The organism is Methylovirgula sp. 4M-Z18 (genome assembly GCF_037890675.1).
Taxonomy (GTDB): Bacteria; Pseudomonadota; Alphaproteobacteria; order Rhizobiales; family Beijerinckiaceae; genus 4M-Z18.
In genome coordinates, this window is record NZ_CP149574.1 from 1,084,906 (window position 1) to 1,109,731 (window position 24,826).

Below are 24,826 nucleotides of genomic sequence, written 5' to 3' on the forward strand. Positions count from 1 at the left end.
CATGATCCGCCACATCGTCCTCATCCGCTTCCGCGCCGACGTTTCGGACCGAGCAATCGCGGCCATCTTTGCCGAGCTTGCGGCGCTGCGGGGCGTCATCCCGGGGTTTCGCCATCTCGTTGCTGGGAAGAGCGAGAGCCCGGAAGAGATCGAGCGGGGCTATATGCACGGCTTCGTAGCGGATTTTGATGATTGGGAGGCGCTCAAGCGTTACGCGGACGACGAGCGGCACAAGGCTGCCGGCGCAAAGTTGGTCGCCAATGCGGTCGGCGGGATCGACGGAATCTTGGTGTTCGACCTCGCGTGTTGATCGCGGGGCCGAGAGGCGATGTCGCCTTGCGTCAAATGGCGTCCTGGCATTCCCGCGCGATGTTCTGACGGATGGATTCGAACACCTTTGCCGCGATCGCATGCCGCGGAAATTCAACATGGTCGAGGCGCGTGACCGGCATCACGAGACGGACCGAATTGGTCAGAAAGATCTCGTCGGCCTCGAGCAGATCGTCCAATGTCAGATGCCGCTCAATCACAGGCACTTTCAATTCGCCTTCCTGCACTTGCAAAAGGTGACGGATCGTTCCGGCAAGCACGCCGTCCCGCAGCGGCGGCGTGAACATCTCCCCGTTCTTGACCGCAAAGAGATTGGCCATGGTCGAGCAGGCCGCATAGCCAGCGCCGTTCAGGAAAAGACCGTCGTCGGCGCCGTCTTCCTTCGCTTGCTTCAGGCCCAGCACATTGTCGAGATAGGCGAGCGACTTGATGCGTGAGAGGGGCGAGGTCTCGTTGCGGCGCAGGGTGAGGGTCTTAAGCTTTACCGACTGAAAGGCCATGTCGCGGCGCCACGGCGCGAGCGATGCGTAAATGAGCGGCGTCGCCTCGGCTGGCGGCGAGAGGCCACGCTGGCCCGGCCCGCGCGTCACATTGAGGCGAATGACACCGCGCCCATCGGCGGCATGGGCGCAGAGGTCCGTGACCGCCTTCGCACATAGCGCGCGGTCGATGGTAAAGCCGAGGATCGATGCGCCGCTGGTGATACGATCGAGATGGTAGGGCAGGGCGAAAGGCTTATGGCCGAATACGGTGATCGTCTCGAAAAGACCGTCGCCCAGGAGCAGGCCGCGGTCGCCTGCATCGACGGGAATTTGCGACCCTGTCTGAACCGCACCATCAAACCAGATCATCACTGCCTCCAGTCGCGGGCGATTGTCAGAAAGTTTTGCAGCAGCGCATAGCCTTGTTCGGTGATGATCGATTCGGGATGAAATTGCACACCGAAGGTCGGATGCGTCAGATGCGCCAACGCCATCAGCTCGCCGTCATTTGCATGGGCTGTTGCGCGCAGGTCGTTTGCGGTTGCGGGCAATTCGACGATGAGGGAGTGATAGCGTGCCACATGCATCGGCGAGGGGAGGCCCGCGAAGACGCCGGTGCCGTCATGCGCAATCGCCGATGCCTGCCCATGCAGCGGATGGCGCGCCCGTTTGACGGTGCCGCCGAACGCCTGGCCGATGGCCTGATGCCCGAGGCAGATCCCAAGCAGCGGAATCTTGCCGCTTGCAGCGTGGACGAGATCGAGCGAGATGCCTGCTTCATCCGGTGTGCATGGGCCTGGGGACAGCACGACCGCCTGCGGTGCAAGGCGGAGGACGGCCGCCACGTCGATCGCGTCGTTGCGCTTCACCTCGACGGTCTCACCAAGCTCGTTGAGATACCGTGCGATGTTGAAGACGAACGAATCGTAATTGTCGATGATCAGGATCATCGCTGATCCGATGCGGCCAGAATGCGCTTGGCCTTCAGCAATGTTTCGTCATATTCGGCATGCGGATCCGACAGAGCAGTGATGCCGCCGCCGACGTCGAAGGATGCTTCGCACCCTTGAAACACCACGGTACGGATCGCGATGTTGAGATCAACGGTCCCGTCAAAGCCGAGATAGCCGATGGTGCCGCAATAGGGGCCGCGCTCGTGCCGCTCCAGCTCGGCAATGATTTGCATCGCACGGATTTTCGGCGCGCCGGTGATCGAGCCGCCGGGGAAGACCGCGCGAATGAGGTCGAAACGGTCGTGATCGGCGCTCAACTCGCCGGTAACGGCCGAGACGAGGTGGTGCAGCGACGCGTAGGATTCGACGCCGCACAGAACCGGTACGTCGACGGTTCCCGCCTCGCATACGCGCGACAGATCGTTGCGCAAGAGATCGACGATCATCACATTCTCAGCGCGGTCCTTGATTGAATGTTGCAAGGCGTCAGCCCGCCGCCCATCCTCTCTTGCGTCCTTGGCGCGATGCGCGGTGCCTTTGATCGGCCGCGTCTCCACGTGGGATTTTGCGACCTTGATGAAACGCTCGGGCGAACTCGAGGCTATCGTGATGTCGCCAAAATCGAGATAGGCGGCGAACGGCGCCGGGTTGGTTGCGCGCAACTGGCAATAATACGCAAACGGGTCGAAGTCCCGCGGCACGGACGCGCTGTATCGGCGCGTGATATTCGCCTGAAATATATCGCCTGCCAGAATATAATCGATCGTGCGCGCGACGGCGGCTTCATGGTCGGATTGCGTCGACAGGGCGCGCCAATCGAGGCGCATCGGCGCGCGCGGGGCGAGGCGCGACGCTTCCGCAAGGCGACTTAGAATCGCGTCGCGCCGCTGGTGTGCCGGCTGCGGACCATGACCCGTGCAAATGAGCCAGCATTTTTGCGCGATCCGATCGAAGGCGATGGTCCAATCGTAGAGCGCGAATAGGGCATGCGGAAAGCGCGGCGCTTCGGCGTCGGGAAAGGAATGCCGCTCCAGCACCATGCCAAATTCATAGGCGAAGAAGCCGATCGCTCCGCCTTGGAAAGGCGGCAAGTCCGGGATCGTGGGGGCGGCAAAGGGAGCCATGATTTGGCGCATGGCGTCGAGCGGATCGCCGCCGAGCGGTCTGCCGTCATATTCCGCAATGCCGTCACGAATCGCGAAACGTGCAAAAGGATCCGCGGTCACGAAAGCATAGCGGCCCAGGTCGTCGTGAATGAGCGCGCTGTCGAGGAAAGCCATGGCCGGCCAATGGGCGAACAGGCCTGCAACGTGGCAAGGATCGCGCCAGTCCAAGGGGGTGACGATGACGCTCAAATGCGGCGGGCCCTTCTGATTCCCCGTGAGTTCTCGCCGCGTTCAGAGCCCCTGTTCTTTAGGTCCTGATCCTAGGCGGCAGCGTCGTCGACCCGACGTGCGGAATTCTCCTTATCGCGCTGAGTGCGCGGTGCATAGGCCCTCAGGAAGACGGCGAGGCCGGAATCGATCACTTCGGCGATTTCGTCTTCGGTCGGACGGTGGATGCCGAGCGCTGTGCACAACGGCAATTCGCCGCGAACGAGGCTGACGAACTGGGTCGCGGCAATGCAGGAATTCTCGAACTCAAGCAGCCCGCGCGCTTTGGCGTCGTCGAGAAAAGTGGCGATGCGGCGAATGTTGTTGCCTGGTCCCGCCTCGAAGAAAAGATGGCAGAGGGCCGGAAAGCGGGCGTTTTCCGCCGAGACGACCCGAAAAAACGCCATCTTGTCGTCGTCGAGAAAAATGCGGACGTAGTCGTGCGCAAAGCTGCGTAACGCGGTTTCAAGATCGTGCGTGTTGAGATCCAAGATCTGCAGGCGTTCCTGCTTCTCGTTGCATTCCTGTGCGATCAGATGGGCGAACAGCGCTTCCTTGCTGGGAAAATAAGCGTAGAGCGTCGCCTTCGAAACCATGGCGTCGCGCGCGACCGCGTCCATGCTCGTATTCATGAATCCGTGCTCGAGGAAAAGCCGTCGCGCGACAGACTCGACCTGCGCCCATTTGCGTCCTATCTTCGGCGCGGCGTCGCCATGCTCCAGCGAGTTTGGGGATAAGTTTGTTGTTAGGCTCATTGTAATTCGCTCTGCGGTGGTGCCGCTGCCCTTGATGTGACAATCTTCCGCCATATTTAACCGAGCCAGCAAAAAACTGGTCGGTTCAGTTTTGTATTGACATACCATGCGCTTCACTGCATCGTCGCGCAAGTTAAAACTGAACCGTCCATTACTATATCCGCGGCTCCTGTCATATCCCGTCAGAAATTGGATGTAATAATGTGCGCGTTGGTCTCTTCTGGTGCTGCTAAGCCCTTGAAAAACGGTAAAAAATCGATGAAATCCGAGTGGCGTGGACTTTTGCGTGGCGTATCCGGCGTTTCGATCCTCGTGGCAATGGGGCTGACTGGCTGCACCGTTGGGCCGGATTTCCAGTCTCCTGCAGCCCCCAAAGCGTCGGGTTATACGTCGACGGCCCTCAAGGGGACGGTTTCGGCTGACATCGCAGGTGGCGGCGGCCAGACTTTTGCGTACGGCGCAGACGTCCCGGGCGAATGGTGGACGCTGTTCCACTCAAAGCAGATTAACGCGTTTGTCGCCGAGTCGATTGCCAACCATCCGAACCTGGAGGCTGCTCAGGCGACCTTGCGGCAGGCCAGGGAGCTTGCGGATGCGGATGCCGGTGGCTTCTTCCCAAGCGCTTCGGCGAGCATTGGCGGCACACGTCAGCGGGTCCCGCCAGCAGCGTCTCCGACGGGCAGGGCTAGGTTTTATAACCTTTACAACACCAACGTACCTGTTTCGTACTCACCGGACGTTTTCGGCAAAGTGGCGCGCACCACCGAGGCCGACGAGGCTGCGGCTGACAACGCCCGTTTCGAACTCGAGGCCGCCTATCTGTCGCTGACCGCCAATGTCGTCACGGCGGCGATCAATGACGCTTCATATGCGGAACAGATCAAAGTCACACAGGACATCATCAACGCCCAGAAGCAGCAGGTTGATCTGCTGGAGCGCCAATTCCAGCTCGGAGCCGTCGGCCAGGCGGATGTTCTCTCAGAAAAAGCTCAGCTTGCGCAAACACTCGCGACCTTGCCGCCGTTGCAGAAACTGCGCGCCCAGGGCCGCAATCAACTGATGGCGCTACTGGGGCGCCTGCCGGGCCAGGACCGCGGCGAATCGGTGAGCCTGGCGCAGCTCAATCTGCCTCGGTCGTTGCCCGTGAGCCTGCCGTCGAAATTGGTGCGTCAGCGGCCCGATATTCAAGCCGCCGAGGCGCAGATGCACCAGGCGAGCGCTAAAATCGGCGTCGCAACGGCCAATATGTTGCCGCAGATCACGCTGAGCGCCGCAGCTGGGACGGAAGCGCTCAAACCCGATAAACTCTTCCTTGCCCAATCGGCGGCGCTGAGCGCCGGTGCGTCGGCCGCCGCTCCCATTTTTGATGCGGGCACCCTATATCATGATCGGGAGGCTTCGCAGGCGGCGTATGACGCGGCGCAGGCACAGTATCGGTCGACCGTGATCACGGCCTTCCAGAATGTGGCGGATGCTTTGCGCGCGGTGCAAGCCGATGCCGCTACGCTGAAGGCTGAAGTGGACGCGGAAAACACCTCTTCGGATAGTTTGAACATCGCGAGGGCGCAGTTCAGCGCCGGATCGACGACCTTTCAAACTGTTCTGACGGCGGAGCAGACGCTGTTGACTGCCAAAGTGAACCGCGCGCGGGCGCAGGCTGCGCGTTATGCCGACTCTGCCGCCTTGTTCCAGGCGGTCGGCGGCGGATGGTGGAACCGCATTGATGAAACGCCCGCATCAATGCCAAAGCCGATGGACCCGGTCGATAATATCCCGCTGGTCGCCGGCATCAGAGCTGCAACGGCCGACAAGAAATAAGCCGCGGTCGCGCTCATACATATTAGGCTCGGAGTTAAGCCATGATTAAGCGCATGATCTTCATGCTCGTCCTTGTTGGCGTCGTTTTCTTCGGTCTGAATTGGTTCGTCAATTGGCGCGCCAATTTCATGAAAGAGACCTTTGCCAAGTTCGCCAACCCAACGCAGATTGTTGCCGCAACGGTTGCCAAATCTGACGATTGGCAGCCTAAAATCACCGCCATTGGCACGTTCCGGGCGGTCAAAGGCGCCGATTTGTCGCTGCAGCAGGCCGGCATCGTCGATCAGATCAAGTTCCAGTCCGGCGACGATGTGAAGGCCGGTGACGACCTGCTCGAGCTGCGAAAAGAAGATGATCTGGCGCGTCTTGCCTCGCTCAAAGCGACTGCCGAATTGGCGGCCGTGAATCTGCGCCGCGATCAGGAACAGCTCAAGATCAAGGCGGTGAGCCAGGCGACGGTCGATACCGATATCGCCAATCAGAAGAGCGCCGATGCCGCGGTCACGCAGCAGCAAGCGCTGATCGATCAGAAGACGCTTGTAGCGCCTTTCGCCGGCCGCCTCGGCATCCGGCAGGTCGATCTTGGCCAATATATCGGTGCCGGCACCGCAATCGTCACCCTGCAGGATCTCGAGTCGGTATTTCTCGATTTCGTTCTGCCGCAGCAGGCGGTGGATACCGTCAAGGTGGGCCAGAAGGTGACGGCGCATGTCGACGCGTTCCCGAATGTCAATTTCGACGGCGAGATTGCCGCGATCAACCCCAGGGTCGATCAGGCGAGCCGCAACGTGCAGATTCGTGCGCTCTTCAAGAACCCGGATCACAAGCTTCTGCCCGGCATGTATGCGACGGTGAACATCAGCATCGGCAATGTCGAGCATTACGTGACCCTGCCACAGACGGCGGTCGTCTACAATTCCTACGGCAACCTTGTCTATGTCACCGAACAGAAGGAAGGCACCTCAGATATCACCGCCAAGCAAGTGTTCGTGAAGACGGGTGCGACGCGGGGTGACCAAGTCGCCATTCTGTCGGGCATCGAGGAGGGAACGTCCGTCGTCACCGGTGGGCAGATGAAGCTGCGCAACGGCTCTCTCGTGAAAATCGACAATTCCAACGTTCCGCCCGCTGAGGCGAATCCCAAACCCGTGGATCAATAAGCAGGCATGCGCTCATGACTTTTACGGATCTTTTCATTCGTCGGCCGGTGTTGGCGGCGGTGATCAGCTTGATGATTCTCGTGGTCGGCTTGCGTGCGGTTTTCTCGCTGCCCATCTTGCAGTTTCCGCGCACCGAAAATGGCGTCGTGACCATCACGACCACCTATGCCGGCGCGGATCCGGACATTATCGCTGGTTTCATCACGTCGCCGCTGGAAAACGCCGTCGCGCAGGCGAACGGCATTGATTACATGACCTCGACCAGCCAGACTGGGGTCAGCACGATCACGGCCAATCTGCGCCTCAACTACGATACGGGCAAGGCGCTCACCGAAATCAACACCGAGGTCAATTCGGTGTTGAATCAATTGCCCAACGGCACGCAGCAACCGGTGCTGAAGCTGAGCGTCGGCCAGACGATTGACGCGATGTATATCGGTTTTAACAGCAGCAGCGATGCTCTGGCCGCGAACCAGATCACCGACTATCTTATCCGCGTCGTGCAGCCGAAACTGCAAACGGTCAACGGCGTTCAGACGGCTGAAATTCTTGGCGGCAAGACCTTCGCCTTGCGCGCATGGCTCGACCCGGTGAAACTCGCGGCCTACAATTTGACCGCGGCCGATGTTTCCAGCGCGCTCTCCAGCAACGACTTCATCGCCGGCCTTGGCACCACCAAGGGCATGTTGGTCCAGGCCAGTTTGAACGCTTCGACCAATCTCCGTTCGCTCGACGAGTTCCGCAATCTCGTCGTAAAGCAGGTAAACGGCGCCAATATCAAATTGGCGGATGTCGCCAATGTGACCCTCGGTTCCGACGACTACGACTCCTCGGTTGGCTTTAACGGCAAGCGCGCCGTCTATATCGGCATTAAGGTTGCGCCAGCTGCGAATCTTTTGAACGTGGTTAAGGGTGTTCGTGCGGCCTATGACGAGATCAAGGCGCAGCAGCCGGCCGGCCTCAATTCCGAAATCGTCTATGATTCCACCGAGTTCGTGAATGCGTCCATTTACGAGGTGGTGCGCACCCTGTTCGAGGCGCTGGCGATCGTGACGCTGGTGGTGTTTCTGTTTCTTGGATCGTGGCGCTCGGTGCTCATTCCGGTCGTCGCCATTCCTTTGTCGCTCATCGGCACATTCATCATTCTGCTCGCGCTCGGATTCTCGATCAATCTTCTCACTCTGCTCGCGTTGGTGCTGGCGATCGGGCTTGTCGTCGACGATGCGATTATCGTGGTGGAGAACGTCAACCGCCATTTGGCGGAGGGCATGAAACCCTTTGCGGCCGCGATCAAGGCCGCGCGCGAATTGGCTGGCCCGATCATCGCGATGACCATCGTCTTGATCGCCGTCTATGTCCCGATCGGCTTCCAAGGCGGCTTGACCGGTGCGCTCTTTACGGAATTCGCTTTCACCCTGGCCGGTGCCGTCACCGTGTCGGCGGTGGTTGCCTTGACCCTGACGCCGGTGAGTTGCGCCCTGATTCTGAAACCGGTGAACGAAGTAAATCCCTCTCTCAGCGACCGCATCGTCGGGTTTATCGATCGGCGGATGGATTCGCTGCGGCACCGCTATGAGCGGATGCTCACGGGAAGCCTCAACTATTTTCTCGTGACCGTCGTTTTCGCCTTGCTCGTTCTGCCATTCACGTATTGGCTCCTCCAACATTCCAAGCAGGAACTCGCGCCGCAAGAGGACCAGGGCTTCCTTATCGCGTTCGTAACGCCTGCGCCGAACGCGACGCTCAATCAAAAGCTGTTTTATTCGGATCAGGTCTATAAGATCCTCGCCTCGCATCCAGAAACCAAGGATGTGTTTCAGCTCGATCTGCCGGGTTCGTCGATCGCCGGCATGGTGCTGAAACCCTGGGACGAACGCAAGGTGACGGCAACACAATTCCAGCAGCAGATTCTGCCGCCGGAATTGGCGAAAGTGAGTGGCGAGCAAGCCCAACCGTATCAATTGCCGCCGCTTCCGGGCGCCAGCGGGCTCCCGATTCAATTTGTACTGCAATCGACGGACTCGTTCGACCGCATCAATCCCGCGTCTCAGGAGTTTCTCGCCGAGGCGCTCAAGACAGGGAAGTTTCTCTTTCTGCAGACCGATCTGAAGATCGACAATCCGCAGACCACGGTCATCATCGACAAGGATAAGGTGGCTCAGCTCGGCTTGCGCTTAAGCGACATTGGCAGTGCGCTTGCCACCATGCTCGGCGGCAATTACGTCAATTATTTCGATCTCGCCGGGCGCTCCTATAAGGTCATTCCGCAGGTGATGCAGAGCTTCCGCCTCAATCCGAATCAGGTGCTCGATTACTATATCAGCACGGCATCGGGCGCCTCGATTCCGCTCTCGACGGTCGCCCATGTGGTTACCAAGGCAGTGCCGGAATCACTCAATCACTTCCAGCAATTGAATTCCGCCACCATTCAAGGCGTGGCGGCGCTGGGCGTTTCGCAGGGCGAGGCATTGGCAACTTTGCAAGAGATTGCGAAAAAGACCCTGCCGAGCGAGTATACGATCGATTACGCGGGCCAATTGCGGCAATACGTGCAGGAATCGGGCGGGTTTTTGGTGACAGCCGGCTTCGCGGTGCTCATCATCTTCCTGGCGCTCGCGGCGCAGTTCGAGAGCTTCCGCGATCCGCTCATCATCATCTTCGGTTCGGCGCCGACGGCGGTTGCCGGAGCGATGTTGTTCATCATGCTCGGCTTCGACGGTAGCATCGGTAGCCTCTTCGGTTTTGGCACCGTGAGCCTGAACATCTACACCGAGGTCGGCTTGGTGACGCTTATCGGCCTTATCAGCAAGCACGGCATTCTGATGGTCGAGTTCGCCAACGAGCTGCAGCATGCCGGCAAATCGAAGCGCGAAGCAATCATCGAGGCGGCGGCGATCCGCTTGCGACCCATCCTGATGACGACCGGCGCCATGGTGCTCGGTGTTGCGCCGCTGGTGGTGGCAAGCGGTGCGGGCGCCCTTTCGCGCGTCAACATGGGCATCGTCATCGCCTCTGGCTTGTCGATCGGCACGCTCTTCACATTGTTCGTCCTACCGGCCATCTATCTCGTGCTTGCGGCGGACCATTCGCAGGTCAGCGAGGCCGAACGCGAGATGCAGGAGGCGGAAGGAGCGGCCGCTGCATTGCACGGCTAAGCCGACTATTCCACGAGGCCAAAAAGCGCGCTCAATTTGCATTGAGCGCGCTTTGTTTTGTGCGGTGTTTGCTGACGGTGGTTTTATACCAAAGGTCGCAAAGAGCGACCTTTGGACCGTTGATATTATGCGTAACGCTCGCCGCTGTCCTGCTTGAACAGGTGGATTTTCTCAATTGGGAAGGTTACGCCGACCGTCGTGCCGAGAGACGCGACATGGCGGTCGAGCGTATAGATTTTCAGCGGCGTCCCGAACAAGTGCAGATGCAGGATCGTGCCGAACCCTGTCGGCTCCACGAGATCGATCTTGGATTTCAGCGCGGCATTCTCGGGCGGCGTCACGATCACATGCTCCGGCCGGATGCCGACGGTGACTTTTCCGCCCTGGGGAACGCTGTGCAACGCCGGCGCGGGGAATTCCAAGCCATCGGCGATGCTGACTTTCGCCGCGCCATCGGTGCGGCGATAGATGCCTTCGCAGATATTGATGGCCGGCGACCCGATGAACCCGGCGACGAACAGATTGGCCGGCCGGTCGTAGAGGTCGAGCGGACTGCCGACCTGCTGCACGATTCCGCTGTTCATCGCGACGATCCGGTCGGCCAGAGTCATCGCCTCGATCTGGTCATGGGTCACATAAATCGAGGTCGCGCCGAGATCCTGATGCAGCTTCTTGATTTCGCCGCGCATTTGCTCGCGCAGACGCGCATCGAGGTTGGACAAGGGCTCGTCGAACAGGAATGCCTTGGGCGAGCGCACGATGGCGCGGCCCATGGCGACACGCTGCCGCTGGCCGCCGGACAAGGCCTTCGGCTGCCGCTCCATCAGCGGGGTCAGTCCGAGCTTGGCCGAGGCGGCGTCGATCGCCTTGGCGATCTTCTGTTGCGCGACTTTGCGCAGGCGCAGGCTGTAGCTCATGTTTTCCGCCACGGTCATATGCGGATAGAGCGCATAGGACTGAAACACCATCGCGATGTCGCGGTCACGCGGCGCGAGTTCGTTGACGCGTTTTCCGCCGATCTTGATTTCGCCGTCGGTGATGTCCTCGAGGCCGGCGATCATGCGCAGCAGCGTGGATTTGCCGCAACCCGAGGGTCCGACCAGCACGACGAATTCGCCCTCGGCGATCTTGAGGTCGACGCCGTGCAACACTTTGACTGCGCCATAGGTTTTGCGAACGCCGGAAATATCTATCGAAGCCATAGTCTTTACCCTTTGACCGCGCCGGCCGTGAGACCCTGAACGAGATAGCGTTGGATGAAGAGGAAGAAGAGACAGGCGGGGATCAGCGCCAAGGTGCCCGCGGCCATCATCTGCCCGAAATCGACAGAGAATTTCGAGACGAAGGAGAGCAGGCCGACCGGAAAAGTCATCGCGTCATTGCGCGAAATCAGCATGAGCGCGAAGAGCAATTCGCTCCAGGCCGCCGTGAAGACGAAGCCGAGGGTCGCGGCGATGCCTGGCAGAGTCAAGGGCAGGATGATCTGGCGGAAAGCTCTGAACCGCGTTGCGCCATCGATCATCGCGGCCTCTTCCAGATCCTTCGGAATGCCATCGAAGAACGATTGCATCAGGAATGTCGCGAAGGGCAGGTTGAAGGTCACGTAGACGAAGATGAGGCCGGGTAGGCTGTTGACGAGGCCGAGCGGCTTGAGGATCTTGAAGATCGGCGCGACCAGCATCACGAGCGGAAACATCTGCGTGAGCAGCATGATGGCGACGATCAGCGATTTGCCTCTGAAGACGAACCGCGACATGGCATAACCCGCCAGCGATGCCAGCAATGTCGTGATCGCAGCCGTGCCGCCCGCGACGGTCAGGCTATTGATGAAATAGCGCGGGAAATCGGTGTGGTTCACGACCGAAACGTAGCTCTGCCACGAGGTCGCGGAGGGCCACATGCGAACGCCCTCGGTGTAAAGGAGATTGGGAGGGGTTACCGAAACCTTCACCAGCCAATAGAGCGGGAAGAGAGCGAAGGTCACATAGGCGAGCAAAGCAAGCCGGTGCGCGATCGTGAGAAGAATGGACTTTTTTCCCATCGCTCAGGCCTTTCTCATATTCTGCCGCAGCAACACGATGAGCATGGAATAAGCAAGCAGGAGAACGAGCAGCACGAGAGCGATCGCCGAAGCGTAACCGAAGTCGAGGCGCCGGAAAGCCTGCGTGAAGATGTAGCTCGCGACGATTTGCGTGCTGTCCGCCGGTCCGCCATTGGTCATGACGATGATCAAGTCGGCGAAATTCGCGATCCATACCGTGCGCAACATGATCGTGATGGCAATGGTTGGCGCGAGCAGCGGCAAGGTAATCGAGCGGAAACGTTCGAACGCATTGGCGCCATCGATCGATGCCGCCTCATAGAGATCCTTTGGAATGGCCTGAATGGCCGCAAGCAGCGTTATCGCGAAGAAAGGAATGCCCCACCACACATTCGCGAGGATCGGTCCCCACATGGCGGTCGACGGATCGGCCAGAATATTCGTGTCCGGCGCCGCCGTGATGCCAAGATGATACATCCAGCCGGGCAACGGACCTATGATCGGGTTGAAGAGCCAAGCCCAGTCGAGGCCCGAGAGAAAACTCGGGACGGCCCAGGGCAAGAAGCAGAGCGCTTGCACAAGGCCGCGTCCGGCAAATGGCTTGTCGAGGAGCAACGCGAGGATGAAGCCGAAGATGAATTGGAAGATCACGGACGACAGCGTCCACCATACGGTGTTGATGAGCGCTTGGCGGAAGGAGGGGTCAACGGCCAATTCGCGGAAATGATCGAGGCCGATGTAGTCGCCGCTCATCGGATTGAGGAGCGTGATATCGCGAAAGGCGTAGGAAATGCCCAAGATGAGTGGAACCAGCATCACGCCGGCAATCAAGATGAGGACTGGCGAGGTGTAGAGATAGGGCTCGGCAGCAATGGCAAGGCGCTGCCAGGAGCTGTAGTGCTGGTTGCGGGCATTGGCCGCTGAGGCAAAAATCATGTGACGCGTCTTCGGCAAGTTTGGATGCGGGCGTGCGCTGCTTCTCGTCTGAGTTCAGCGGCAACCCGGCGCGCCGGGTTGCTGCTTGGCGCAGTGACTTGTCGCTATTTCTTGGCCAGGAATTTCTGCTGGGCCTTGGTGAGATAATCACCCCAGGTCTTGGCAAGATCAGCAGGCGACATTGAACCGAGCAAAGCCTGCTGGCTGGTCTTGACCGCAAGCGAATCCGCGAAGAAGCCAAATTCCTGCAAATAGGTCGGCATCACCATCGGCACTTCATTGGGATCGGCAAGCTCGGCGAACCAGCCCTTGAACTTATCCTGCGCATAGAACGGGTCGTTCTGCGCGGAAATATGCGCAGGCAGAGCGCCGGTCTTCTTGTTCCATGCGATATTGCCTTTGACACCTTCAAGCGTCACGAGCAATTTCCAAGCGAGATCCTTGTGCTCCGAATTGGCGAACATTGACCAGCCGGCATAACCGATCGTCGGGAAGGCCTTACCACTCGGGCCCTTTGGCATCGGCACGACGCCGTAATCATCGGGCTTCATACGTTCGTCGATCGCGATAAGCGCGTCGGGGTCCTGATCGAGCATTGCGCAAGTGCCCGAATAAAAGCCTGCAACGATTTCGTTGAAGCCCCAGTTGACCGAATCCTTAGGTGCAGAACCGCTCTTGTAAATATCGATGAGCCAGGTGATACCCTTGACCCAACCGGGATCCGTCAGCGTCGACGTGCCGTCCTGCTTAAAGTAGGTCGCGTCGCCGGCCATCGTGGCGCCATACATCATCCAGCCGTTGAGACCGCCGGGGCCGCCGCGCAGGCAGTAGCCGTATTTGCCAGGAATGGCCGAGATCTTCTTGGCGGCGTCGGTGAATTCGTCCATTGTCTTGGGCGGTTGCACACCCGCTTGGGCAAACAGCTTCTTATTGTAGAACATCGCCCGCAGATAGAAGCCATAAGGAACCATGTAGGCCGTATTCTTCACGTACCGGCCAAGCTCGAGCGCGCGCGGCGTCAAGTCCTTGGTCTCGTCCCATTTGGCGAGATAGGGCTCGAGATTTTCGAGCGAGCCGCTATTGGCATACAGCGAGAGCCACCGGTCGGGCATCTCCACGACGTCCGGCGTATCGCCCGCCGAGACCATGGTCGCGAATTTTTCGAAGGCCTGTCCCCAGGGCAGCGAAATGATTTCGACATGGGTGCCGGGATTGGCCGTCTCGAAATCTTGCACGATGCCTTTCAGCGTCTCAGTGCGCTCGGGACTCGTGATGACTTCGACGAGTTTCAACGTCGTATCCGCATAAGCGCCGCCGCACAGAAGTGCGGAAAACGCAGCGGACATCAGAAGCTTTTTGATCATAGTTTTCTCCCCTTCCCTAAAGGCGGTCCGGTTGGGGACCGCTTCTCCCATGCGCGGCCGTTGCGTCGGCCTTGCGCAAATTCTTCACGACGCGGCGGCGATGGCCTGCGTCAGATCGCTCCACAAGGCATCGCTGCCCTCGAGGCCGACATGTAGCCGAACGTTGCTCGGCGGGACTTCGAAGTCGATCGCGGAATTCGGACCCGCATTTTGGGCGCGGGCAACTTGCGAAGGCACGACGAGGCTTTCGTGGCCGCCCCAGCTCACGCCGAGCTTGAACAGGCGCAGATGATTGACGAAGCGCGGAATATTGACGCCCTCCTTCAGCTCGAAGGAAAACAGGCTCGACGTACCGGAGAGCGAAGCCGGCAACGTGTTGCCAAGACCCGGATGATGCACCGCCGTGACCTGCGGATGCGCTGCAAGACGCCGCGCGACGCTCAAGCCCGCTTCTTCATGTGCTTTCATGCGATAAGGCAACGTGCGCAGGCCGCGGATCAAGAGCCAGGCATCGAAAGGCGACAATTTGCCACCGAGATAGGGATAGGTGTTCGCCTTGATCCGGGCGATCAATTCCTTCGATCCGGCGACAACACCCGCCACGACATCGCTGTGGCCGCTGATATATTTGGAGGCCGAATGCACCACGAGATCGATCCCGTAGGTGAGCGGCCGCTGGAAGATCGGCGTCGCCCAGGAATTGTCGATGACACTGACAATGCCGTGTTTCTTGGCAAGGGCCGCGAGCGCAGCGAGGTCGCCGACATGCATCATCCAGCTTGTTGGGCTTTCGAGATAAAGCAGTTTGGCGCCCGGCAGGGCGGCAGCCACCGCTTCTTCATCGCGAATGTCGACATAGGTGACTGTGACGCCGTAACGCTTCAGCAGATTCTGAAACAGGCGATAGGCGTCAGGATAGACGTGACGGACACAGACGATCCGGTCGCCCGGCTGGACGAGGGCCATCACGGTCGAGGAGATCGCCGCCATGCCGCTGGCAAATCCCATGGCATCCTCGGCCTGCTCGAGTTGCGCCAGCATGGTCTCGAAGTGCCGCACCGTCGGGTTGAGGCCGCGCGTGTAGGCCGGCCGCACCTTGGCACCAAGATAGGTCTGCTCCATCTCTTCATATGAGCTGAAGGTGAAGAGCGACGTCTGCACGATCGGCGGCACGACCGCGTCGAAGGCGTTTGCCTCATCATGCGCGACGATAAGCGCCGCCCGGTCGAAAGACGAAGTGCTGTCAATCATTGCGACATATCCTTGATATCTTCCTCGGTGATGGCGAGGATCGCGAGGGTCTTCTCGCGTGCGAGTTCGACATCGCGTGCCACGATGGCGTCGAACAATTGTCGGTGGAACGGAAAGGAGCGGCGCGCAAAATCCGGCCGGTCGAAGGGCTCGTCGAAAAAGCTCTCGAACGCCTCGCGCATCTGCTCGAGAATCTGTGGAAACAGCGGATTATGCGTGGCCGCATAGATCGAAAGGTGAAAGGCGAGATCTTCCCGGCCCGCCGTGCCTTTGGTGAGGTGCACGCTCTCCATCAGCTCGAGCTTTTCCGACATGTTCGCGATGTCCGCATCGGTGCGGCGCAGGGCGGCGAGGGCGCTTGCCTCGACTTCGAGCCCGCGCCGGATGTCGAGCGTTTGCAGCAGCGCGTCACGTACGGTCGCGGCGTCGATGGAGAGCGGCAGATGCACCGTGTCGAGGGAAATGGGGCGCAGCAGATAGGTGCCGCTGCCTTTGCGGGTTTCGACAATGCCGAGCGCCTGCAATTGTCCGAGCACTTCGCGCACGGTGGAACGGCCGACCGCCAGCGCCTCCATCAATTGCCGTTCGGTGGGGATCCGGTCGCCTGGTGCGAGGCCGGAGCGTTCGATATAATCCACAACGGCGTTCATCACGGCGCGGCTGCGGCTTGCCGGCGGCAAGGGCTGCAAATCCAACGGTTCGCGCGCCGCCGATTGGGTGCGCAAATCATTTCCTCCCGTTGGCTGCTTGGTGAGCACGATATCCCTCAGGTCGCCAAATTGGTCTGACATCTGACGTTAGACGTTTCTTTATGGCTGTCAAGACGGCTGAGCCGATTTTACCTGGGGATAAGGCGGCGATGGGCGTTTGGCCGGCTGGCGCGCTTAAGGTGCCGGACCTTGCCGGCGCGCGAAGGGGCGCATGGGCGCGATCATATGCGCCTCGCGTCACGACAGGTCTTCGGGGGTGGGCCCCGGGGACTGGTCTTCGATGGTAGGGAAATCGGTGCTCAGGTGCGGCAGATACCGTCCCGACGGAGCTGGGTGAGGAGGGTTATTTTTCCGCTTCCAACATCGCCCGCGCCTCGCCGAGCGTGGCGATCACTTCGGGCGGCGCCGTCATGGGTTTGAGATTGAGATCGGTGATCGCGGCGCAGATTGCTTCGACGACCATCAGACGGGTGAGCCATTTCTGATCGGCCGGAAGCACGTACCATGGCGCAAGTGGCGTCGCCGTCGCCGCGATCGCCCGGGTGTAGGCATCCATATAGGCGTCCCATTGCGCGCGTTCGCGCACGTCCGACATGCTGAATTTCCAGTTCTTCGGCGTTTGCTCGAGCCGTTCCAGCAAGCGCCTTTTCTGCTCCTCCTTGCTCAGATGCAGGAAGAACTTCATGATCAAGACGCCCTGCCGGGACAGATAGGACTCGAACTGTGCGATATCTTCGAGGCGATGGCGCCAGAAGCTCCCACTATTGTGCGGCCCGTCGGGAAGCTTCTGCGGTTTCAACAGCTCCTGATGCACGCGCGTGATGAGGACGTCCTCGTAATAGGAGCGGTTAAAAATACCGATCATGCCTTTTTGCGGCATGGCCTTGTGCGTACGCCAGAGAAAATCATGTGCGAGTTCCTCGGCGCTCGGCTCCCTGAACGAACTGACGCGCACGCCTTGGGGGTTGATGCCGGACATCACATGCTTGATCGTGCCATCTTTCCCGGCGGCGTCCATCCCCTGCAGGATGATGAGGACCGCATACCGCCCCGTCGCATATAAGAGGTCCTGATGGGCGGCAAGGCGGTCGATCCCCTGCTGCAACAGGTCTTTTGCTTCCTCTTTATCGATCTGGCCGTCAAAGGGGTCATCCGTCGCATAGTCGGCGAGCGTGAACTTGTGGCCCGCCGTCACGCGCAGGCGTGACAGCAACTCGACGATCTTCTTCGCACCGTTTTTCCGGAACATCGGTTGTTGCCTCCCTTTGAATCACCGATCTGATCCGCAGGGGATCGGCACGTCAAGCTCACTCCGAAGCGATATGGGCGTCTACTGGCTTGCACCGTCCGTCCAGATCTGCTTACCGGAAATTTGCGCCGCCGGTTGTGGCTGCTTGTCGGCCAGGAACACGACGAGCCGGCGGCCGTCGGTGAAATAGGTGTCGCCGGTCAGATTGGTGCGCGGCTCGGAGCTCGGGGCGCCGCCGACGCCCTCAACATAGCCGAATTGCTCGATCAAGCCGGAAAGCAGCAGGTCCTGCAGCAGATAATCCCGGTCAAAATCGACATCGGGCGCGATCTTGTGGGTGGTCAGGTTCCATGTGTGTGCGGTGAAGCGCACGCCGATGTCGCGGCTGATCTGGCCGACCCAGATGCGGTTGGACTGAAACGTGTTCGGCGTCAGCCAGAGGCGCAAGTGTACCCGTTCGCTGATCGTGGCGCGCGGCTTTTGCAGGGCAATATCTTCTTGCCGGCCGAAGAGATAGAGCGAGCTGACGGGCGAAGTGAGGTATTCGCCGCGCAACAGGAAGGCGCGCATGGTCTCCAAAATGCTCGCCACGTTCAGCTTGTCGGTGACGTGCCAGCCGCGCGCGATAAAGGCCTTCATCGGCGTATCGGAATGTTCGATCACCACGAGATTGAGCGGGTCACCCGCGCGGGTATCTTTCGCGTCGGCGGTGCAGCACGGCAGGGTCGCGAGCACGGCCTTCAGCTCGTCGAGGTTCAGGTCCTTGATGGTTTCGTGCGGATAGAGTTGCGCCGGCGAAACGTTCTGCCGGAGAATGGCGGTCCCGGGCACATCGAGCACGAATTCGAAGTGGTTGGTGCGCGTCTTGCCAGTGATCGCGACATTGGCGAATTTGACGCCAGAATCGAGCGTCGCATAGACGAATCCTTCGGTATGCGAATGCGGCGGCAGCGCGTCGCCGATCTGGCGGCTCTCAAAATAATCGTCACGTGCCTTGTTTTCGCTCCAGGACAACGTGCCATCAAAGCGATAGGACACCTCGTAGGGCGAGTAAAACGCCGGGTCGAGACGGGCCGTCATCAGGGTGAGGGGCTCGTCGGTGTTGTTGTCGATCGACAGCCAGACCGGTTGGATCTCATGGGCGCCAAGATTTTCGCCGAAGCTGCGTCTGCTCTCGTCGCGGCTGAGCGCCGCTATCTTCACGACGAGCCCGTCGGCCGTCTGCATTTGCGCCCGCGCCTTGAAGATGGCGTCGGCGGCCGGATCCGGCGCGAAGCGGAACGCCAGGATCATATTTAGGAGCAGCAAGCATGCCGCGCCTGCCAGAATCTGCAAAACCCGCTTCCGCCACATGTCCGCTAAAGTCACCTTCCGCATCGACCGCCCGACCGCATTGCAGTCTTTGGGCCGTGTGGTCAAGTGCGCCGGCTGCTTTCCATCTTTGGAGAACATCGCCGCGGCCCGATATTCGGGATGATCCACATTTCGATCCGGATCGAAAGATCTCAGGCGGGAAGCCGGTAGAGTGATGGCGGAAGAAAGGACTTAACAATGCGGAAATTCGCCCATTTCACCGACGCGCATTTAGGCCAGCAGCTCATCGCCGGCGGAAACATCACGGCTACCAAAATGCCCTATGCCGACGATCCACTCGCCCATAGGGAGAATTTTCAAACTGTCCTGCGAGATCTCGCCGCAAGACGCATCGAGGACATTGTCTTCGGCGGGGATATCGGCACGCCGCTTGCGAATGCCTACTTTTTCGAGTGTGTCAGCAGGACGAACGTTCGCCTGCATCTGATCTTGGGCAATCACGACACCTACGCCCAGGTGAAACCCTTCTATTCGCTGGAGACGGCAGGCGACGGCGACGAATTGTTCTATGCGCGGGAGTCGCCGCCATTCCGGTTCATTTTCATGGATTCATCCGCCAATGCGGTGAGCGAGCGGCAATTGTCGTGGCTGCAGGAGCAGCTCGAGACGGATCGGCAGATCATCGTGTTCATTCACCATCCGATTTTGGATGTCGGCACGCCGCTCGATCGCTCGTCCGCCGCATTGCAGGGGCGGGAGAGCGTCAAGCTGCTGCTGCAACAGGCCAAGAGTGATGTGACCGTCTTTGCAGGACATTATCATATGGACGTCGAGACTGTCGAAGGGCGCATCAGGCAGTTTCTGACGCCCGCCGTGTCCTATCAGATCGGCCGCGACAATGCGGAAACCGACACGCGGATCTTCGGCTATCGGCTGATCGAACTTGGATCGGCAGGCTTAGCCACGGAAGTGGTGACGTTCCGGCGATAGGTTTCGGAGCGGCGGGACGCACCCAGCGGACCCTCGTTTCCGGCCGCTCTGCGGGCGCCGGGCTAGCGATTTTGACGGGGCTCCCGGCACCGGGGGTCTTTCAATTGTCGGACACGACGGCTAAATGGTGTGGTTGGCGCCGCCGGGCGCATTTGGGTTCGTTAAGAAGGATTGGAGCTCCCATGCGTAAAATGCTTTTGGCCACGGGTCTCATTCTGGTGTCGCTGCAACAAGCGCATGCCATTGGCTGTCTTTCCGGTGCGGCCGCGGGTGCGGTGGCTGGCCATTATGCCGGCCATCATGCGGTGGTTGGCGCGGTCGGCGGTTGCATTGCCGGGCATCACCTGCACAAGATGCAGAAGCAGAAGCGTCTGCAGGAGCAACAACAGCAAAAGCAGATGCAGAACCAGCAGCAGGCGCCTGCCGGCACCGTGCAGCCGGCTCCGCAGCAATAATCGTTTTTCATCGAACGCCCCGGAAGCTTCCGGGGCGTTTCTTCGTTGCTGCACCGCCTGGCGCGGCGAATAAAGCGCCACGTTGGAAGCCGCATAGAGTGGCACGATTCCAAATGGCATAAAGGAACGAGGATGGTTGCGCAGGAAGCAAAACCGTTGCGGCTGTTCTATGTCCGGCATGGCGAGACCGAATGGGCGCTCTCCGGCAAGCATACGGGCAAGACGGACGTTCCGCTGACCAAGAACGGCGAAGCGGGGGCGCAGGCGCTGCAGCCCTTGCTGGGCCGCTACACATTCGACCATGTCCTGTCGAGCCCGCGCACGCGCGCCTATTCGACCTGCGTGCTGGCCGGCTACGGTGATGGCGTACAGATCGATCCCGATTTGGCCGAGTGGGATTACGGCGATTACGAAGGCCTGCGCTCCGCCGAGATCAAAAATGGCCGCCCGGACTGGAGTGTCTTTCGCGACGGCTGCCCCAACGGTGAGAGCCCGGATGAGATGACGGCGCGGGTCGACCGGGTGATCGCGCGGCTCTCGATGCTCGGCGGAAACATTGCCCTGTTCTCGCACGGGCATTTCGGCGGTGCCTTGGCGACCAGGTGGCTCGACCTGAAGATGGCCGAAGGCGAGCATTTTCCCTTGCAGCCGGCATCGCTCAGCATTCTCGGCCCCAATCCAAGCCATCCTGACGTGCGCGTTCTGTCAATGTGGAACGTGCTGCCGCACTTGGTCGCGTGAGGGTCTGATACGATGACTCCGATCTGGTCGGTTGGCTTGATGACGGGAACCGTTCTCGACGGCAATATCGATGTCGCGTTGCTCAAGACCGATGGCGAGCGTATCGAGGCTTTCGGCGCCTTCGCGCTCGTTCCCTATCCCGAAGCGATTCGCGCGATGTTAGAGGAGGCGCAGCATGCGGCGCGCAGCTGGAACTTCGAGGGGCCGGAGCCCGCGATCTTCGCCAAGGCCGAGGACGCCCTGACGCGGGCGCAGTCGGCGGCCGTGCAGCAGGTCGTCGCTCAGGCCGGCATGACCATGGCACAGATCGGCGTCGTCGGCTTTCACGGCCAGACGGTGCTGCATCGTGGCCGCCAGCCCGACCGGCCCGGCGATACGCGCCAGCTCGGCGACGGCGCTCTGATGCACGCGCTTCTCGGCGTCAAGGTGGTCTACGATTTCCGTACCGCCGACATCCGCGCGGGCGGCCAGGGCGCGCCGCTCGCCGCCATCTACCATGCCGCGCTTCTGGGTGCGGCGGGGGCGCGGGGCGACAGCGCCATTCTCAATCTCGGCGGCGTCGGCAACATCACGTGGTGGGACGGCAAGAGTGATCTTGTCGCCTTCGACACCGGCCCGGCCAATGCGCCGATCAACGATTTCGTCAAGGCGCGGGGGCTGGGCGATATGGATCGCGACGGTGCGCTCGCGGCGCGGGGCCGCGTGGACGAAGCCCGGCTCGCCCGCTTGCTGGACCATCCTTACCTCACGGCGCTCTATCCGAAATCGCTGGACCGGTTCGATTTCACCGCCGCGATGGCTGATGGGCTGGGGGCGGAGGACGGCGCGGCGTTGTTGACGGCCTTCAGCGCTGCCTGCGTCGGCAGGGCGCTTGATCTGCTGCCGCAGCGGCCGCAAACCCTGTTCGTTTCGGGCGGCGGCCGCCGCAACCCGACGCTGATGGCGATGCTCGAACAACGGGCCGGGGTGAGTGCGGTGTCCGCCGACACGCTCGGCTGGCGCGGGGACGCGGTGGAGGCTGAATGCTTCGCGTTCCTCGCGGTCCGCGCGCTCCGGGGCATCCCGATCAGCTTCCCCGCAACCACCGGCGTATCCCAGCCGATGGCCGGCGGGCGCGTGGCGGGGTGATATATGTTGCAATGTATTGATTTATATAATTTATTCGCTCTATCAGTTCGTTCCCAATTTTGGTTCTGATGAGAACCTTTTCTTGGACCGCGACCGTCTCGGTCGCACAATGAAGGAGGCCTTGATATTTGAGATGAAGGATAATCATCCAAATCGAGACACTGGGCCGGCGCTTCGCGCCGCTTGCGACCGGGACGGTCGCGATCCAAAAAAAACAGACCGGGATGGTCGCGGTCCTAAAAAGCTCGGCTTGGGAGTTGCTCCTTATCCGCTCGCAGCGCCAAATGTTCTCTTTATGTTCTAAGTCCGGAGCGCGCGCTTGTCAAACCATTTGTTGGTCGGCACGCGACAAGGTGCAGCCTAAGTCTGGCGGACAGCCGCCGGTCTTAACTTTTGAGCGGAATTCAAAAATTCCTCCCCTTGACACAATTTGGGCCCGCGCCTATCTGAGCGGCAACCTGTTAGCACTCTCTTTGAGCGAGTGCTAATGGTCGGCCGCCATCGGCGGCTGTCTCGCAAAATTACCAACTAGGGAAGCGAACACATGAAATTCCGTCCCCTGCACGACCGTGTTGTCGTTCGTCGCCTCGACAGCGAAGAAAAGACCAAAGGCGGTATCATCATCCCCGACACCGCTAAGGAAAAGCCGCAAGAGGGCGAAGTGATCGCCGTCGGCTCGGGCGCTCGCGACGAGGCCGGCAAGCTGGTCGCGCTCGACGTCAAGAAGGGCGACAAGGTCCTGTTCGGCAAGTGGTCCGGCACGGAAGTGAAGATCGACGGTCAAGAACTCCTGATCATGAAGGAGTCTGACATCATGGGCATCATCGGCTAATCGCCACCCATTCTCCCACCCCATTCATTCAGAACCCAAGGTTCAGGAGTTAAAACAATGGCTGCTAAGGACGTACGTTTTTCGTCTGACGCCCGCGACCGGATGCTGCGCGGCGTTGATGTTCTCGCCAATGCGGTGAAGGTCACGCTCGGCCCGAAAGGCCGCAACGTCGTGATCGACAAGAGCTTCGGCGCTCCCCGCATCACCAAGGACGGCGTGACCGTTGCCAAGGAAATCGAGCTTGAGGACAAGTTCGAGAACATGGGCGCCCAGATGGTGCGCGAAGTCGCTTCCAAGACCAACGACACGGCTGGCGACGGCACCACGACCGCAACCGTTCTCGCCCAGGCGATCGTGAAGGAAGGCGCCAAGCTCGTCGCTTCCGGCATGAACCCGATGGACCTGAAGCGCGGTGTTGACCTCGCCGTTGCCGAAGCCGTCAAGGACATTCAGAAGCGCTCGAAGAAGATCAAGTCTTCGGACGAAGTGGCGCAGGTTGGCACGATTTCGGCCAACGGCGACCTGTCGATCGGCGACATGATCGCCAAGGCGATGCAGAAGGTCGGCAATGAAGGCGTGATCACGGTGGAAGAGGCCAAGAGCCTCGAGACCGAACTCGACGTCGTCGAGGGCATGCAGTTCGACCGCGGCTATCTCTCGCCGTATTTCATCACCAACGCTGAGAAGATGATCGCCGAGCTCGACGATCCCTACATTCTCATCCACGAGAAGAAGCTCTCCTCGCTGCAGGCCATGCTGCCGGTGCTGGAAGCCGTCGTGCAGACCGGCAAGCCGCTCGTCATCATCGCTGAAGACGTGGAAGGCGAAGCGCTCGCGACCCTCGTCGTCAACAAGCTGCGCGGCGGCCTGAAGGTTGCTGCCGTCAAGGCTCCGGGCTTCGGCGACCGCCGCAAGGCCATGCTGGAAGACATCGCGATCCTGACCGGCGGTCAGATGATTGCGGAAGACCTCGGCATCAAGCTCGAAACCGTCACCCTGGCGATGCTCGGCCGCGCGAAGCGCATCCGTATCGACAAGGAAAACACCACCGTGATCGACGGCGCCGGCAAGAAGAAGGACATCGAAGGCCGCGTTGCTCAGATCAAGTCGCAGATCGAGGAAACCACCTCGGACTACGACCGCGAGAAGCTGCAGGAGCGTCTTGCCAAGCTCGCGGGCGGCGTCGCCGTGATCCGCGTCGGCGGTGCGACCGAAATCGAAGTGAAGGAAAAGAAGGACCGCGTTGATGACGCCCTGAACGCCACCCGCGCTGCGGTGGAAGAAGGCATCGTCCCCGGCGGCGGCGTGGCTCTGCTGCGTGCCCGCGCCGCGGTCTCGAAGCTGCACAGCGACAACGAGGACATTGCTGCCGGCATCCGCATCGTGCTGAAGGCGCTTGAGTCCCCGATCCGTCAGATCGTTGAAAACGCTGGCGTCGAAGGCTCCATCGTCGTCAACAAGATCTCCGAGAACAAGTCGCAGACCTTCGGCTTCAACGCCCAGACCGAGGCATATGTCGACATGATCGAAAGCGGCATCGTCGATCCGGCGAAGGTCGTGCGCACCGCGCTGCAGGACGCAGCCTCGGTTGCCGGCCTCCTGATCACGACCGAAGCGATGATCGGCGACAAGCCGAAGAAGGAAGCTGCGGCGCCGGCAATGCCGGGCGGCGGCATGGGCGGCATGGATTTCTAAGAAATCCCGCTTTTGCAAGAATAGAAGAGGCCGCTCGACAAGAGCGGCCTTTTTTATGACAATTCTTTAAGGATCGGGTTCTTATTTTCGCCCT

Annotated in this window: 22 protein-coding genes; 10 read left to right on the plus strand and 12 right to left on the minus strand. The window is 60.3% G+C overall.

The genetic code is table 11. From position 1 onward, the window contains the following. The first annotated feature begins 1 nt into the window (after position 1). On the plus strand, positions 2-310 hold the full coding sequence (locus tag V9T28_RS04930) for a Dabb family protein (RefSeq protein ID WP_116401441.1): 309 nt from the start codon (positions 2-4) through the stop codon (positions 308-310). Between the two features lie 31 nt (positions 311-341). Here the strand turns inward: V9T28_RS04930 and V9T28_RS04935 are convergent, their stop codons facing one another. The 4 genes from V9T28_RS04935 to V9T28_RS04950 form a co-directional block, all read right to left on the minus strand. After that, positions 342-1,181 carry an aminotransferase class IV gene (locus V9T28_RS04935; RefSeq protein WP_116401442.1) on the minus strand — a complete coding sequence of 280 codons (840 nt, stop codon included), beginning with the start codon at positions 1,179-1,181 and terminating at the stop codon, positions 342-344. Continuing rightward, positions 1,181-1,762, minus strand: a complete 582-nt coding sequence (locus V9T28_RS04940) for an anthranilate synthase component II (RefSeq protein WP_116401443.1) — start codon at positions 1,760-1,762, stop codon at positions 1,181-1,183. Before V9T28_RS04940 ends, V9T28_RS04935 begins: the two co-directional genes overlap by 1 nt. Continuing rightward, positions 1,759-3,120 (minus strand): aminodeoxychorismate synthase component I, encoded by a 1,362-nt coding sequence (pabB, locus tag V9T28_RS04945; RefSeq protein WP_245424133.1) that lies wholly within the window; start codon positions 3,118-3,120, stop codon positions 1,759-1,761. Before pabB ends, V9T28_RS04940 begins: the two co-directional genes overlap by 4 nt. Positions 3,121-3,191: 71 nt before the next feature. Next, positions 3,192-3,770 (minus strand): TetR/AcrR family transcriptional regulator, encoded by a 579-nt coding sequence (locus V9T28_RS04950; protein WP_199500180.1) that lies wholly within the window; start codon positions 3,768-3,770, stop codon positions 3,192-3,194. A gap of 219 nt (positions 3,771-3,989) precedes the next feature. On the opposite strand from V9T28_RS04950, the gene V9T28_RS04955 reads away from it, so the two are divergent. The 3 genes from V9T28_RS04955 to V9T28_RS04965 are packed head-to-tail and all read left to right on the plus strand — an operon-like array spanning position 3,990 to position 10,026. Continuing rightward, positions 3,990-5,711: an efflux transporter outer membrane subunit gene (locus V9T28_RS04955; RefSeq protein ID WP_245424134.1), complete on the plus strand. Its 1,722-nt coding sequence runs from the start codon at positions 3,990-3,992 to the stop codon at positions 5,709-5,711. A 41-nt stretch (positions 5,712-5,752) separates the two neighbouring features. Beyond that, positions 5,753-6,871: an efflux RND transporter periplasmic adaptor subunit gene (locus V9T28_RS04960; RefSeq protein ID WP_116401446.1), complete on the plus strand. Its 1,119-nt coding sequence runs from the start codon at positions 5,753-5,755 to the stop codon at positions 6,869-6,871. A 14-nt stretch (positions 6,872-6,885) separates the two neighbouring features. Beyond that, positions 6,886-10,026: an efflux RND transporter permease subunit gene (locus V9T28_RS04965; RefSeq protein ID WP_116401447.1), complete on the plus strand. Its 3,141-nt coding sequence runs from the start codon at positions 6,886-6,888 to the stop codon at positions 10,024-10,026. Between the two features lie 125 nt (positions 10,027-10,151). Here V9T28_RS04965 and V9T28_RS04970 read toward each other — a convergent pair whose 3' ends face one another. The 8 genes from V9T28_RS04970 to V9T28_RS05005 form a co-directional block, all read right to left on the minus strand. Further along, positions 10,152-11,228 carry an ABC transporter ATP-binding protein gene (locus tag V9T28_RS04970; RefSeq protein WP_116401448.1) on the minus strand — a complete coding sequence of 359 codons (1,077 nt, stop codon included), beginning with the start codon at positions 11,226-11,228 and terminating at the stop codon, positions 10,152-10,154. A 5-nt stretch (positions 11,229-11,233) separates the two neighbouring features. Then, a complete protein-coding gene (locus tag V9T28_RS04975) occupies positions 11,234-12,067 on the minus strand; it encodes a carbohydrate ABC transporter permease (RefSeq protein WP_116401449.1) in 834 nt (277 codons plus the stop codon). A gap of 3 nt (positions 12,068-12,070) precedes the next feature. Next, complete coding sequence (locus V9T28_RS04980; RefSeq protein ID WP_116401450.1) at positions 12,071-13,003, minus strand: carbohydrate ABC transporter permease; 933 nt, start codon at positions 13,001-13,003, stop codon at positions 12,071-12,073. A gap of 104 nt (positions 13,004-13,107) precedes the next feature. After that, on the minus strand, positions 13,108-14,364 hold the full coding sequence (locus V9T28_RS04985; RefSeq protein ID WP_116401572.1) for an ABC transporter substrate-binding protein: 1,257 nt from the start codon (positions 14,362-14,364) through the stop codon (positions 13,108-13,110). Between the two features lie 87 nt (positions 14,365-14,451). Next, entirely contained in the window at positions 14,452-15,618 is a 1,167-nt protein-coding gene (locus tag V9T28_RS04990; protein WP_116401451.1) for a PLP-dependent transferase, read from the minus strand. Further along, entirely contained in the window at positions 15,615-16,268 is a 654-nt protein-coding gene (locus V9T28_RS04995; RefSeq protein WP_245424143.1) for a FadR/GntR family transcriptional regulator, read from the minus strand. The genes V9T28_RS04990 and V9T28_RS04995 overlap by 4 nt, the downstream gene beginning before the upstream one ends. A 403-nt stretch (positions 16,269-16,671) precedes the next feature. After that, on the minus strand, positions 16,672-17,577 hold the full coding sequence (locus tag V9T28_RS05000; protein ID WP_116401453.1) for a polyphosphate kinase 2 family protein: 906 nt from the start codon (positions 17,575-17,577) through the stop codon (positions 16,672-16,674). Positions 17,578-17,658: 81 nt separating this feature from the next. Continuing rightward, positions 17,659-18,885, minus strand: coding sequence for an LssY C-terminal domain-containing protein (locus tag V9T28_RS05005; protein ID WP_158554821.1), 1,227 nt, complete (start codon positions 18,883-18,885; stop codon positions 17,659-17,661). Between the two features lie 243 nt (positions 18,886-19,128). On the opposite strand from V9T28_RS05005, the gene V9T28_RS05010 reads away from it, so the two are divergent. From V9T28_RS05010 to groL, 6 genes are all read left to right on the plus strand, one after another. Continuing rightward, the gene (locus tag V9T28_RS05010; RefSeq protein ID WP_116401455.1) at positions 19,129-19,881 is read left to right on the plus strand and encodes a metallophosphoesterase family protein; all 753 of its coding nucleotides are present in this window, start codon (positions 19,129-19,131) and stop codon (positions 19,879-19,881) included. A gap of 182 nt (positions 19,882-20,063) precedes the next feature. Next, positions 20,064-20,336 (plus strand): hypothetical protein, encoded by a 273-nt coding sequence (locus V9T28_RS05015; protein ID WP_116401456.1) that lies wholly within the window; start codon positions 20,064-20,066, stop codon positions 20,334-20,336. A 132-nt stretch (positions 20,337-20,468) separates the two neighbouring features. Then, positions 20,469-21,077: a histidine phosphatase family protein gene (locus V9T28_RS05020; protein WP_116401457.1), complete on the plus strand. Its 609-nt coding sequence runs from the start codon at positions 20,469-20,471 to the stop codon at positions 21,075-21,077. A 12-nt stretch (positions 21,078-21,089) separates the two neighbouring features. After that, entirely contained in the window at positions 21,090-22,205 is a 1,116-nt protein-coding gene (locus V9T28_RS05025) for an anhydro-N-acetylmuramic acid kinase (RefSeq protein WP_116401458.1), read from the plus strand. Positions 22,206-22,749: 544 nt separating this feature from the next. After that, positions 22,750-23,037, plus strand: a complete 288-nt coding sequence (gene groES / locus V9T28_RS05030) for a co-chaperone GroES (protein WP_116401459.1) — start codon at positions 22,750-22,752, stop codon at positions 23,035-23,037. A gap of 57 nt (positions 23,038-23,094) precedes the next feature. Next, entirely contained in the window at positions 23,095-24,732 is a 1,638-nt protein-coding gene (gene groL, locus V9T28_RS05035; protein ID WP_116401460.1) for a chaperonin GroEL, read from the plus strand. The last annotated feature ends 94 nt before the right edge of the window (positions 24,733-24,826 follow it).